This window comes from Clostridium sp. AM22-11AC (assembly GCF_003473545.1).
Taxonomy (GTDB): Bacteria; Bacillota; Clostridia; order Lachnospirales; family Lachnospiraceae; genus Enterocloster.
In genome coordinates, this window is record NZ_QUCM01000029.1 from 1 (window position 1) to 12,925 (window position 12,925).

General features: G+C 44.8%; 12 protein-coding genes. All 12 read right to left on the reverse strand.

Annotated elements, in window-relative coordinates:
- Positions 1 to 62: 62 nt before the first annotated feature.
- The 12 genes from DW251_RS16335 to DW251_RS16390 all read right to left on the reverse strand — a co-directional run bounded on the left by DW251_RS16335 (position 63) and on the right by DW251_RS16390 (position 12,699).
- A complete protein-coding gene (locus DW251_RS16335) occupies positions 63 to 590 on the reverse strand; it encodes a Gx transporter family protein (RefSeq protein ID WP_021871403.1) in 528 nt (175 codons plus the stop codon).
- Positions 591 to 619: 29 nt separating this feature from the next.
- Positions 620 to 1,108, reverse strand: a complete 489-nt coding sequence (locus DW251_RS16340) for a flavodoxin domain-containing protein (RefSeq protein ID WP_021871402.1) — start codon at positions 1,106 to 1,108, stop codon at positions 620 to 622.
- On the reverse strand, positions 1,105 to 1,689 hold the full coding sequence (locus DW251_RS16345) for an HD domain-containing protein (protein WP_021871401.1): 585 nt from the start codon (positions 1,687 to 1,689) through the stop codon (positions 1,105 to 1,107). The genes DW251_RS16340 and DW251_RS16345 overlap by 4 nt, the downstream gene beginning before the upstream one ends.
- Positions 1,690 to 1,758: 69 nt before the next feature.
- The gene (locus DW251_RS16350) at positions 1,759 to 3,060 is read right to left on the reverse strand and encodes a DUF1576 domain-containing protein (protein ID WP_021871400.1); all 1,302 of its coding nucleotides are present in this window, start codon (positions 3,058 to 3,060) and stop codon (positions 1,759 to 1,761) included.
- Entirely contained in the window at positions 3,057 to 5,069 is a 2,013-nt protein-coding gene (locus DW251_RS16355; RefSeq protein WP_118301758.1) for a molybdopterin-dependent oxidoreductase, read from the reverse strand. The genes DW251_RS16350 and DW251_RS16355 overlap by 4 nt, the downstream gene beginning before the upstream one ends.
- A gap of 10 nt (positions 5,070 to 5,079) precedes the next feature.
- Positions 5,080 to 6,066, reverse strand: coding sequence for a diaminopimelate dehydrogenase (locus DW251_RS16360; RefSeq protein ID WP_118301759.1), 987 nt, complete (start codon positions 6,064 to 6,066; stop codon positions 5,080 to 5,082).
- A gap of 384 nt (positions 6,067 to 6,450) precedes the next feature.
- Positions 6,451 to 7,758 carry a TRAP transporter large permease gene (locus tag DW251_RS16365; RefSeq protein ID WP_118301760.1) on the reverse strand — a complete coding sequence of 436 codons (1,308 nt, stop codon included), beginning with the start codon at positions 7,756 to 7,758 and terminating at the stop codon, positions 6,451 to 6,453.
- Positions 7,755 to 8,258: a TRAP transporter small permease gene (locus DW251_RS16370; protein WP_118301761.1), complete on the reverse strand. Its 504-nt coding sequence runs from the start codon at positions 8,256 to 8,258 to the stop codon at positions 7,755 to 7,757. Before DW251_RS16370 ends, DW251_RS16365 begins: the two co-directional genes overlap by 4 nt.
- The gene (locus DW251_RS16375; RefSeq protein WP_118301762.1) at positions 8,258 to 9,286 is read right to left on the reverse strand and encodes a TRAP transporter substrate-binding protein; all 1,029 of its coding nucleotides are present in this window, start codon (positions 9,284 to 9,286) and stop codon (positions 8,258 to 8,260) included. Before DW251_RS16375 ends, DW251_RS16370 begins: the two co-directional genes overlap by 1 nt.
- 358 nt (positions 9,287 to 9,644) lie before the next feature.
- Entirely contained in the window at positions 9,645 to 10,313 is a 669-nt protein-coding gene (gene nth, locus DW251_RS16380; protein WP_118301763.1) for an endonuclease III, read from the reverse strand.
- Positions 10,310 to 11,308 carry a [citrate (pro-3S)-lyase] ligase gene (gene citC / locus DW251_RS16385; RefSeq protein ID WP_118301764.1) on the reverse strand — a complete coding sequence of 333 codons (999 nt, stop codon included), beginning with the start codon at positions 11,306 to 11,308 and terminating at the stop codon, positions 10,310 to 10,312. Before citC ends, nth begins: the two co-directional genes overlap by 4 nt.
- A gap of 50 nt (positions 11,309 to 11,358) precedes the next feature.
- A complete protein-coding gene (locus DW251_RS16390; RefSeq protein WP_118301765.1) occupies positions 11,359 to 12,699 on the reverse strand; it encodes an MATE family efflux transporter in 1,341 nt (446 codons plus the stop codon).
- Between the last annotated feature and the right edge of the window lie 226 nt (positions 12,700 to 12,925).

Here is a 12,925-nt window from a genome sequence, read left to right on the forward strand (position 1 = left end):
AATTTTCAAGGTTCAACACACCACATCGGTGTGGGAAGTTTTAGTAATTTATAAACAGTTTTTTATCCTTTCGGTAAGATCCTGCTGATCCTTTTTAAAATGATCCCGCCTAAAAGTCCGATCAGTGCTCCAGCCACGGTTCCTGCGATCAGCAGTACCGGAAGATAGGAAAATACGCCAAATGTTTTTGTCACAAATGCAGCCACCAGAAACTGGCCGATATTGTGGGCAACTCCGCCTATGATACTGATACCGGTCATATCAAAAAGGCGGAGCTTTTTGCATACAGCCATAAGAAACAGACTTAAAACTGCTCCTGCCATACCAAACAGGATCGACGACATATTTCCAAATGTAAAGCCGGATAACAATACACGCACTACATTAATGGCAAAGGCTTCTTTCACTCCCAGGCCATACAGGGCAATGACTGTTACCAGATTGGCTAACCCCAGCTTCACGCCCGGCGCTCCCAGATAAACAGGGAATAATGTTTCAACATAGCTTAATACAAAGGCCAGAGCTATAAGAAGACCATAAAGGGCCACTCGGTTTGATGTGGTTTTTCTGTTGTTTCCTGCTGTTTTCATTTTTCGTAGTTTCCTTTTTGATAATAGGTTTATCCGTTGATCTTTAACGCCTGTGTTGCAAAACGTTTGCCAAAGATCTCAAACAGTTCTTTGAAATCTTCTTTCTTTGGGCTGACTTCTACCGGTCCCATGTGGATCACTGGTTTGCCACAGGAAGCTCCGCCGGAATAGATCATCATTCCATATACTAACAGGTGGATGAGCAGCGCGTTCATAGTCAGGTCAGCACCGCCATGGATGTACTGTTCTGTAGCAAATACACCGCCTAATTTTCCGGCCAAATTCAGACCGCCTGCATTTTTCTCCATCCAGGTATAAAAATCAGATGTAGGACCAGCTGCATAAGTAGGACAGCCAAACACAACGCCTTTACATTCTTTTACAAACTCTGTATCTACTTCTGAATACAGGAATGTTTTTGCCTCTACCCCTTCAAGGCTGTTCATTGCCTCTGCCATATAGCCTGCTACTGCCGCTGTATTATTTGTTTTTGAGTCATAGATAACTGCTAATTTCATTTTAAATTCCCCTTCTCCCTATGTTTTTTTATGATCTGATCTGTAACCTCATACAGTTTTTCAGAACCTTCTTTTGTGCGGCTCTGGCGGCCGTAAACCTGCTTTGCGCTGACACCGTGTTCTCTCCAGTCCCCTCCGTCATTGCTGTTGTTAAGCATCAATGGCTGAAGATTGTCCATTGCATGGGCAAATTTTGACTCCGGTGTCTTACTTTCCTCAAATTCGTCAAAAATAGCTGCCAGTTCCTCTTTCTGATCCTCAGGAAGCAGGGAATAGATCCGTTCTTTTGCCGCCTCTTCCCTTGCCTTCTGGGTCTTCTTGCCTTCTTCATCATAGGCATAAGTATCCCCGGCGTCGATCTCCACTACATCATGGATCAGACACATAAGCATGACTCTGGTAATATCAACAGGCTCATTGGAATACTCCCGTAAAAGATAGGCCATGATCGCCATATGCCACGCATGTTCTGCGTCATTTTCATTTCTTCCGTGACCGGATAAATGAGTCTGGCGGAGAATATTTTTTTCCTTATCGATCTCCAGGGCAAAATCCAGCTGTTTTTTCAAACGTTCATCCATATAGTCAATTTCCTTCTTTCCCATATTTCATGTTTTTTGGAATTTTTATTCCCATCAGCAGGCAGAACACTACAGGGACAGCTCGCCTCTCGCTCTTGCTCTTCTGTCACTGATCGACTGTACCACAGGTACTAAAAAGATTGCAACAATACCGCCGGCAAAACCATTGTTATACAAATTCATGCCTCCGTATACAATTCCTACGTTTAAAGCAACAGAAGAATGAAGATAACCTGCAATAATGCCTGCCACCGGGCCAAACCTTCCTGCTACAGGCGCCAGTGTAGTGGAAAATAACAGCGCAAGGATAGGGGATGGCTGGTTAATCGCCCATGTTTTGGTAAAGCTTGCAAGATAGACCCCAAACATGATAGGGGCGATATTTCTTAAATGCTTTCCTGTGGAGCTGAAACCAACGATCGTAAAAATACCACAGATCGTAGGACCGTTCAGATCCCCTTTTACTGCCAGAACGAACAGAGTGGCAAACAGGCCATTGACACCCATATTAAATACAGTAGTAGCTCCGCCTTCATCTTTCAGATAATCGGTTCCACCAATCCCTGATGTTTTCAGGATACGTCTATAAGACTCCAGGATCGTCTTTCCCCGCACTGCCACTGCTGATGCGATCATACAGCCAAATAAAGACATAAGTAAAACAGCAAACAGGGTATTATTTCCAACAGACCAGATCAGGCGGGATTCTACTTTGATCCCGAAAGATTTAGCAAGAGATACTACTACCGTTGCAATAATACCTGCGCCAAATCCTACGTTATACAGGGAATATCCCTGATGGGCGTAGTGCACATGGGTACACAAAGGCGGCAGCACAAAGCCTATAGCCAGTCCCAAAAGCAGTGACAGCATAAGACAGACCGGCGCAGGAAATTTTCCGATATGCATCATCTGTGTCATAATAGGGGAAAGACTGGTGCCGTACAGACCTACATACAGATAACGTTTTAAAGAAGTACCATGATATTTCGCATACAAAACAACACCTGCCATAATGGCCCAGATGTTGACAATGTTCTTTCCAAAAAGAGAAAATCCGAACATCAGACAGCTGGAAGTAATGGTATGACCGTCCATCTCCTTTCCCGAAAAATAGAGAAGGGCAATGCTGAGCAGAGTTGTAAGCCCCGCATTGATCAGGGCAGCTCCAATTCCTCCTACTGCAAAATAGTCTGTGATCAGTACGTCCGGCTCCCGCACGATCCGTATAATTCCCGGAATGATCTCGTTGATTGGCTGAAGAAACAGGCCAATGACAATGAAATATAACGGGATCAGGGACAATACTGCAAATTTTTCTCCTCTTGTCAGGGAACGTAATTCTTTAAATGGTACAAAATACTGTTTCAAAAGGTACTCCTTTTTATGTTAATGGTGTTATCATTCAGTGTCGTAGCTTCACCTATATCAGACAGGCGTTCATGATTTAAGGCATTTACCTGAAAACGCTGCCCGGTAATAGAGGAGCTGTACACGCCGGATGCTGCTGCTGTTTTTCTGGCGATCTGATCTGTAAACACAGCCTTAAATTCTACCTCTGCCAGGTCATTCCAGGCTGTAACCGGATCTCCATCCTGGATCCCCAGTTCTGCTCCGTCCTGTGGATGGAGCAACAGGGACATGGGGCCTCTGTTTTCCACCAGACTGTCACGCTCCAAAAAGATAGAATTTAAGGTATGACTGTCAGGCACTGAGATCAGATGGAAGGGATATGTACCGTCGTAACACGGTATATAGTGGGGAACAGGATCCTTCAACGACTTATTTACGATCATAAACTTCCCGGAAGGTGTTTTAAAATCACAGTGATCCGCAAAATCTGCAGAAATCGTGCCGCCTTCTCTTAAAAACTGCCACTGTTCTTCTGACAGCCGCGCCAGATCCTTTCCGGGATGGGAAAGCAGATCCTCCAGGGCCTCTTCTGCTGTCTGTTTAAAGTAATCTTCCTCAAATCCCAACTTCCCGGCCAGAAAACAGAAGGTATCCCAGTTGCTCTTACACTGTCCCGGCGGATCAATGATTTTATTAGCCACTGCAAAAGTACCATATCCGTATGGCTTAAAGCAGTCTGTCTGCTCCACAGAAAAAGTGGCCGGTAAGATAATGTCCGCATAAAGAGCTGTATCTGTCATAAACCGCTCATGAACCACTGTAAACAGGTCTTCCCTCGCAACTCCCTTTAAAAGCCCCGTCTGGTTGCATACAGAATTCACCGGATTTCCTGCATATACATAAAAAGCCCTTATCTTATCTTTTCCTTCTGCATTTAAAGCAGATGAAAGCTGGTTGATATTTACGATCCGTGCCGGTTCTTTTCTGAGATCCGGTCTTGTAATCTGTTTTGTATCAACAAAATCACCCAGATTGTGGTCGCATCCGCAGATGCCACCGCCTGGCCGCTTCCAGGCTCCTGTAAAAGCAGAAAGGATAGTGATCAGCCGCACGGTCATTCCACCGTTTCCGTAACGGGAAAGACCGCTTCCCAGTACAATAGCAGGCGCTTTTGCTTTTCCGTAAACAAGCGCCAGTTCTTCGATCACCTCAGCAGGGATCCCCGTAATGTTCTGTGCCCATTCAGGCGTAGCTTTCCGGATCTCCGGTAAAAACTGCTCATAACCATCCGCCTGGTTCCTTAAGAAATCCTCATCTTCTAAATGCTCCCGCCAGAGAACATGCATCATGGCAAGAGCTAAAGCCCCGTCTGTTCCAGGACGGATATAGACCGCTTTGTCGCAGAGAGAGGCACTGTCTCTGCCACAGGCTTCGATCAGGATCACCTGTTTTCCTTCTTTCCGTTTTCTGGCAAGAAGAGGTAAGATCTGCAGCCTGGTAGCCATGATATTGCTGCCCCAGATGAGAAAGAAATCGCTGTTTTCCAGCTCTCTCGGATCCAGACAGCCGGTTTTTCCGGCAACGGCACTGTAACCGGCACCTTTAGCAGATGCACAGAGAGTCAGTACCAGGGAACAGGCACCTAAACGGTTAAAAAATGCTTCCCCGCACTTTCTCTGGATCTGGCCCATGACTCCCGAGTAGACAGCGGGAAGGATAGCCTGGGGGCCATCCTCCCTGCATATGTTCAGAAAACGCTCTGCGATCTCATCTCCTGCTTCCTCCCAGGTAATGGGCATAAACTGCCTGCTGCCTTTTTTGCCGGTACGGCGAAGAGGTGTAAGGATCCTTTTTTCACTGTTTATGGACTCCTCATAATGCTGCATCTTCCCACAGATCAGACCTTTATTGGCTGGGTGGGTCTTATCACCTTTGACACGTAAGATCTTCTTTCCGTCGGTTTCTGCTAACAGTCCACAGGATGTGGGACAGTCATAAGGGCAGATGGTTCTCTGAACATAAGTCATAGTATTTCTCCTACAGCATGTGCTTTCTTAAATATGCTCCGTCTTCTGCTGCCAGATAAGCTGGTGCAATATCAAATACAGTCTTGCATCCAGTCTGTCCTTCTTTTCTTAAACGGTATGCAGCTCTTGCATAAGCAGCCAGTACAGAAGAAGTAAATTCAGGGTTGGAGTCAAGTTTTAAGCTGTATTCAATTACATGAGAATTTTCATTGTTCCAGCCGGTCTTTCCTGTACGGATCACGAAGCCGCCATGTGGGATACCTGCATGGTCTCTTAACAGCTCCTCTTCGCTGATGAAGTGTACAGTAGTATCATAATCGACAAAGTAGTTTGGCATGGTAACGATCTCTTCTTCGATCTTCTTAAGATCTGCGCCTTCTTCTGCCACTACAAAGCACTCTCTGGTATGTTTCTGTCTGGTAGTCAGTTCCGGCTCACTGCCGCTTCTTACTGCCTCTAAGGCACTTTCTACCGGAATGGTATACTGTCTTGCATCCTTAACGCCTGCGATCCGTCTGATGGCGTCAGAATGTCCCTGGCTTACGCCCTTGCCCCAGAATGTATAATCTTTTCCACCTGGAAGGATAGCATTTGCATACAGACGGTTTAAGGAGAACATGCCTGGATCCCAGCCTACGGAGATCAGTCCGATATGGCCGCTTTCCTTTGCTGCCTTATCTACTGCCTCAAAATGTTCCGGAATTCTTGCGTGTGTATCAAAGCTGTCAATTACATTGAAATATTTTGCCATTTCTGGAGTCTGTTTTGGAAGATCTGTAGCGCTGCCGCCGCAGATGATCAGAACATCGATCTCATCTTTCATTGCAGGTGCGTCATTCACTGAATAAACTTTTGCGCCTTCTGTAAGAATGGAAAGGGTGGAAGGATCTCTTCTTGTAAATACTGCCTTCAGTTCCATATCTGGATTGTGCTTAATGGCACACTCTACTCCTTTTCCCAGATTACCATAACCTAAAATACCGATCCTGATTGTCATGTTCGTTCTTCCTTTCTGTCACCAGGGCCACTGCATATTGCTAAATGCCTTGCGTCCCCTGTAATTCGGTCTTTTTGATGATACCGGATTGCTCCGCACTGTGTGCTCCCGCAATCCTAGAAAACATTCGTAATCCGCTCATTTTTTAACAAAAATGGCTTCTTACTCATGTTTTTGGCGGGTCCCAATTTTGCAAGTCCTCCTGCAAGCAAGCTTGCGTCGGTCTTCCAAACTTTGTCCCCTGGTATCATCAGAAATTATACTATATGCAAAAAAAGTTGGCAACAAAAAAAGACCCCGGGGTATAAAATTTCCGGGGTCTTATGCGCCTTGCCTGTTCTGCTGCACCTTTCCACCTGCCTCAGCAGGCAGATCTCCTATTTTTTATACATATCCCAGCAGTCCCGGCAGCCAAAGTGACAGCGCTGGAATGTAGGAAACTAACAACAGTACAATAAAGATGGCTCCAAAGTAATAAAGCAATGGCTGGATCACCTGCTCGATCCTTGTTTTTCCTACTTTTACACCTACAAACAGTGTAGTTCCAACTGGCGGTGTAATGGTTCCGATACACAGGTTAAAGATCATCATGATACCGAAATGAATGGTGTTCATTCCCAGTGCCTGACAGATCGGCAAAAAGATCGGGGTAAAGATCAGGCACGCCGGTGTCATGTCCATAAAAGTACCTACGATCAGCAGCAGGATATTGATAATAAACAGGATCACGTAACGGTTATTGCTGATACCAAGCATAGCAGTACTTACTGCAGTTGGGATACCTGTAAATGCCATGACCCAGCTCATAATACTGGATACGCCGATCAGGAAAATGATGATACCCGTCATTTCCGCACTGTCAAGGAAGATCTTTGGCAGTTCAGAAGGCTTAATGGATTTGTAGAAGAAAATTGCCAGTACCATGCTGTATACAACTGCAACTACACTTCCTTCTGTAGCAGTAAATATACCGGAGATAATGCCGCCGATAACAACGATGATCATAAACAGGCATGGGATCGCCTGGAAAAATACTTTGATCTTTTCAGAAGCAGTATATTTCTTTGTGCTGCGATAGCCTTTTTTCTTTGCGAAAACGTAGATAACTACCATACAAGCAAGGCCCCAGAGGATACCCGGGATATAACCTGCCATGAAAAGAGCTGCTACAGAGGTTCCTCCACTGACCAGGGAAAATGTGATCATAACATTACTTGGAGGAATTAAAAGTCCTGTAGGAGCAGTTGCAATGTTGGCTGCTGCAGAGAAATCACGGTCATAACCTTCTTCCTCTTCAATAGGTCCAATAATGGAACCCATAGCAGAAGCTGCCGCTGTACCGGAACCGGAAATGGCACCGAACAGCATATTTGCCACTGCATTGGTGTGGGCTAATGCACCTGGGATATTGCCTGTAAAAAGCTTTGCAAAATTGATAAGACGGATAGCGATACCGCCTTTATTCATCAGGTTTCCTGCCAGGATAAAGAAAGGAATGGCAAGAAGGCTGAATACGGAGATACCGGAGAAAATTCTCTGGGCACCGGTCAGTACGCTTGCACCCATATTTAAAACCGGTAAGATCGCGCAAATAGAAGAAACAGCTAATGCGACAGCAATAGGTACGCCTGCAATCAGCATGACCGCCAGCAACACAAATATAATCAGTCCGCAAAGTCCTGCGATTGTCATACTCTCACCTCCCCGGCTTCTTTGAACTCATGATGGAACATTTCCACTGCGTTCATAGCCGCAAAAATCATAATAAGGATACCGCTTACAGGCACCATCACGTATATATACCCCATTGGCACACGCAAAGATGCTGTAGTCTGGATCATGGTCAGTTTTGTAATGGAGCAGCCGCCATATACCATAACAACTGCCGCAAAGCTGAAGGATAACAGGTCAATGATGATCTCCAGATATTTTCTGAAATTTCCGGTCAGTTTATCTGCCATAAATCCCATTCTCATATGGTCTCTCTTGCCGAAAACATAGGCAGACGCCAGAAGGGACATCCAGGTAAAGGAATAGGTCAGCAGCTCTTCTGATACTGTACTTGGCCGGTTAAAGAAATATCTTGTAATGATCTGGTAGCTTCCCACTGCTGTCATCATCATAAACAGGAAAATGATCAGATAGCCCAGCACTTTCATCATGGTTTTTCTTACTTTTCGCATATTTTCCATTACTTGCCTTCCTTTCCGGCTGCTGCCTCATTTGCTTCCTGGATATGTTCATAAAGATCATGGATCTTTGGATTTTCATTTAACATCTTTTCGTGGAGAGGAAGTACCTTCTGTTTAAAGGCATTTACATCCACATCGATAAATTCCACTCCCATATCATCAGTTGCGATCTTTTTTGCCTCATCAATGCTCTTATCCCACTCTTCCAGCTCTACTTCTGTGGACTTTTGGGCTGCCTCTTTAAATACCTGGTATTCTTCCGGGCTTAAGCTGTTTAAGAATTTCAGGTTTGCAACCAGCATATCCGGCACCATCTGATGTTTGTTGTATGTATAATATTTTGCAACTTCGCCGTGCTTATTGTTGGTCAGCGCCAGCTCGTTGTTCTCTGCTCCATCGATCACGCCCTGCTGAATGGCTGTATAAACCTCGCCAAAGCCCATGGGAGCTGCTGCTGCACCAAAAGCATTTGCCATGGCAACGCTGGCAGGACTCTGCTGTACACGGATCTTTTTGCCTTTCAGATCATCCGGTGTATTAATAGGTGTTTTTGCATAAAAGTTTCTGGTTCCTGCATTGTACCAGGTAACCACACGGAAACCTGCCTCGTCTGTGGACTCGTATACATTTTCCATGTAATCGGAGTCTTCCATTACGGACTTGTAAACCTCTTCGGAGTCAAACAGATACGGCATACTGAAGATCTCGTATACACTGGCAAAAGTTTCCAGATTGGCAGTACCTGCCACAACGAAATCAATCGCCCCTGTCTGTGTCAGCTCAATGGCTTTCTGTGCTGATCCTAACAATTCATTTGGAAAGATCTGTACCTCGTATTTATCTCCCAGTCGTTCTTCCACATATTCCTTAAATGCTAAAAGCCCCAGGTGCTCCGGATGTGTTTCAGACTGCGCATGGGAAATACGCACGATCCGCTTTCCGCCACTGCCCGCTGAACATCCGGAAAGCGCCAGCGCCGTCATACCAGCAGCTGCAAGGAAAACCGCTTTTTTCATGATCCCTTTCATAAAAATATCCCTCTCTTCTTTATACTGGATTTTGTTCTCATCTCAGATCGTTTACCTGTCATATCTGCCAACAGCAGCTTTCCCGGCGTCGATCTTCTTGAAACTTATGCACTAAGTATAATAAAAAAAGAGAGGGATTTCTCTGGACAATTTTTGCCTTCTACAAGACTATTTTGTCTTTTTATTAAATTGTATTAACAGCTTTTTAGCGTATTTTTTATTGCTTCTTAACAGGGCATTTTTCAGCCTTCTACGCCCACTTTTTCACACACGTGTTACTGTTCATGCGTTGCATGACCAGCAACAGAATTTGCCGTGGCTCCGCATTTAAATACGGCAAATTCTCACAACCATTACTTTATCGTACGGCACTTTCGGTTCCAAAAGTGCCTACCCCACACGCAGTAACACACACGTCCTTTACGCAGCAATGTTCACAGTCCGGCTTCGTCCTTGCGCTGCACACGGCTCTTCCATGGTACACAAGACGATGGCAGAAGTCGCTTCCTTCTTCCGGCGGAACTAACTTCCAAAGGGCCATTTCCACCTTTTTCGGCTCTTTGATGCTATCTACCAATCCCATACGGTTTACCAGACGGATACAATGGGTATCTGTTACAATGGCAGGTTTTCCAAACACATCTCCCATGATCAGATTGGCGCTTTTTCTGCCTACTCCCGGCAGCTTTAAAAGAGCGTTAAAATCATCAGGAACATTCCCGTTATAATCTTCTTTTAACCGGGTCATACAGGCTTTGATATCCCTTGCCTTGCTGTGTCCCAGGCCACATGGCTTTACAATAGCTTCAATCTCTTCCACCGGTGCATCTGCCAGGGAATTTACATCTGGAAACTTTTTATACAGGTCTTCCACTACGATATTGACTCTGGCGTCTGTACACTGGGCTGCTAAACGGACGCTGACAAGCAGCTTCCAGGCCTGATTGTAGTCTAAGGTGCAGCCTGCATCGGGATATTCTTTTTTCAGACGGTCTATGATAACAAGGGTCCGTTCTTCTTTTGTCATGATCTCTCTCCTGCTATATGCTTCCAGGTACTTTCCGGTACCAGGCCCCGGATCTCTTCTGTTTTGCCTTCCTTTACTGCCTGACGCACCCGGGAAGCGCTGATGGCGGTTCCTTCCTGTTCTTTTCTTTGGATCTCTGTTACTTCAATTCCCAATCCCGGAAGGACCTCTTTCATAGTCACATTATAACAGTCCGTAACAGCACAGTTTGGCTCTGTTCCCACAAAGCGCTTTGTAATGTGTAATTCCGGCGCGATCCTTTTTCCAAATAATTCCAGATCAAGGCGGCAGTTTGCCTTTCCTGCCTCTGTTTTTTCCTTCATAAAGTAGGTTGGAAAGGTAGCTGCAGAAATAATATAATCAGAAGTCTGATGTAAGATCACCCGGTCCAGATCCTTTACACCTTCTTTCACCATTTCATAACGCTCAGAGGCACTGTAAAAGGTACGCTTATCAGAAAGCACGAACAGATGGAGATAATCACACTGCTTTAAAGCAGTTTCTATAAGATAGCGGTGTCCCAGTGTAAAGGGATTGCAATTTGCTACGATTGCACCAATGACTTTTCCTTCTTTTAAGGCATCTTCCGGGCTTTCTGCCTTTACTTTTTCCATAAAATCCGTAAACCCGGTCTTTTTATTTTCCATAAACAAGACTCTGTCTGTCTTTAAAATAGTATAAAAACCCAGGTCCTCAAACATAGCCTGGTTTTTCGGTTTTGTATACATTAATAAATGACTTCTGCCCTTTTCAAACTCATACTGGGTCAGGTGGGAAATAATAGTGCCGGACAGCCCTTCTCCCTGATGATCCGGAGAAATGGCAATGCATTTTAATACATTTTCCTCTACAGAACCTGCTGCAATAATGCGGTAATCCTCATCTTCCAGGCAGATGCTGTATTCAATTCCTGTATCATAATCCAGGTCCATGGACTTTAAGAATTCTTTCAAACGCTCCAGGTCATATCCCTTTAATGGTCTTCCTTCTAACACGAATTTTCTCTCCCTTCATATAATTTGCATTCCTGCAGGACTGCCCAGCTCTACTGCCCAGCTTTCTTTCCCCAGGTCTTATAAGTCTTTAAAAGTAATGGTGTTTCTGCAACCAGCATTCCGATCCAGCCAGCCAGATAGGAATATGGCAGTGCTTCGATTCCCATTTTCCATATAAGTACTAAAGGCGCAGCTGCCAGAACACGCAGCGCCATGTTGATAAAGCTGCTTATTAATGTGATCTTCAGATCTCCGATGCCACGGAAAAATCCCTGGATACCATTGGTAAGAGCCGGAAGCAGGTACATTACAGAAATCAGGTGCAGATAAGTTACACCATGTCCAATAACCTCTTCATCTTTTACAAACATCATCATAAGAGGTCTTGCAAGCGCAAAACAGATGATAAAGATCAGGATACCGTAAATGGTCTCCAGTATGATACCACAGCGGAACCCCTCTTTCATACGGTCGATTTTTCCTGCCCCCTTATTCTGGGCCATAAGGGCAGTCATGGCATGAGCAATGTTCTGCTCCGGTGTATAAGCAAAATCGTCAATACGGTTGACAACCGCAAATGCGGCTGAAACAGATACGCCCATGGTATTTACGATCGCCTGGATACCGATCTTTCCAAGCTGCACAGTTGCCTGCTGCATGGCAGATGCCCAGCCAAAGGCAATGGTCTTCTTTAAAAGACGGCTGTCAAATACCAGCCATTTTTTTCCAAGACGCAGAAGAGGCACTTTTTTCTGGATATAGATCACACAAAACAGGCTGCATAAAGCTTCACTTAATACCGTGGAAATAGCACAGCCCCTGCTTCCATCCTTTAAAACGATAACGAAAAACAGATCGCCAAATACATTTAACACGGCACTGATGATCAGGAAATACAGCGGGGAATTACTGTCTCCCAATGCCCTTAAGGTACTGGAAAAGAAGTTATATAAAAATGTAAACATCAATCCCCAGAATATGATCCGCAGGTATTCTGCTGTCAGATCCATAATAGACGGATCTACCTGGATCAGTTTTAACATAGGCACTGCAAAAATAACACAGAGCACAGTCAATGTAACAGAAAAGACCACTCCTGAAAGCATGGTGGTGCTGATCTGGCGGTGCAGGGTATCATAGTCTTTGGCTCCATACTGCATTCCCATTAAAATAGCAGCTCCCATGCACAGACCATTTAAGAATAAGATCATAAGTGTTGTGATCGGGTTGCAGATACCAACCGCTGCCAGTGCCTCTTTTCCTACAAAATGTCCTACAATAATGCTGTCTACTGCATTGTACGTCAGCTGGAACAGATTTCCCAAAACCAGTGGAATGGTAAATTTCACCAGAATAGGCATGATCTTTCCAGTTGTCAGATCTTTTGTCATAATCCTTTATCTCCTTGCTATTTCACGATCTCTTCGTGAAATCTGACCTGGTTTTAATATTAGGCAGATTTGAACGGAAAGTCAATACATTTAAAATATGCAAACAGACCACCAGTGCGTTCCTGATATGCATTATAAACAAAGGAGCTGCCGCAACGATACGCCTGCAGCAGCTCCTTTATGGGGGAGGATTTGAATTTTAAATTTATCTATCTGATTTTATGTA

What these genes read in the sequence shown, in the direction of transcription:
- DW251_RS16335 (WP_021871403.1), bottom strand. Translation starts at nt 590, where the DNA reads ATGAAAACAGCAGGAAACAACAGAAAAACCACATCAAACCGAGTGGCC.
- DW251_RS16355 (WP_118301758.1), bottom strand. Translation starts at nt 5,069, where the DNA reads ATGACTTATGTTCAGAGAACCATCTGCCCTTATGACTGTCCCACATCC.
- DW251_RS16345 (WP_021871401.1), bottom strand. Translation starts at nt 1,689, where the DNA reads ATGGATGAACGTTTGAAAAAACAGCTGGATTTTGCCCTGGAGATCGAT.
- DW251_RS16340 (WP_021871402.1), bottom strand. Translation starts at nt 1,108, where the DNA reads ATGAAATTAGCAGTTATCTATGACTCAAAAACAAATAATACAGCGGCA.
- nth (WP_118301763.1), bottom strand. Translation starts at nt 10,313, where the DNA reads ATGACAAAAGAAGAACGGACCCTTGTTATCATAGACCGTCTGAAAAAA.
- DW251_RS16375 (WP_118301762.1), bottom strand. Translation starts at nt 9,286, where the DNA reads ATGAAAGGGATCATGAAAAAAGCGGTTTTCCTTGCAGCTGCTGGTATG.
- DW251_RS16370 (WP_118301761.1), bottom strand. Translation starts at nt 8,258, where the DNA reads ATGGAAAATATGCGAAAAGTAAGAAAAACCATGATGAAAGTGCTGGGC.
- DW251_RS16360 (WP_118301759.1), bottom strand. Translation starts at nt 6,066, where the DNA reads ATGACAATCAGGATCGGTATTTTAGGTTATGGTAATCTGGGAAAAGGA.
- DW251_RS16390 (WP_118301765.1), bottom strand. Translation starts at nt 12,699, where the DNA reads ATGACAAAAGATCTGACAACTGGAAAGATCATGCCTATTCTGGTGAAA.
- DW251_RS16365 (WP_118301760.1), bottom strand. Translation starts at nt 7,758, where the DNA reads ATGACAATCGCAGGACTTTGCGGACTGATTATATTTGTGTTGCTGGCG.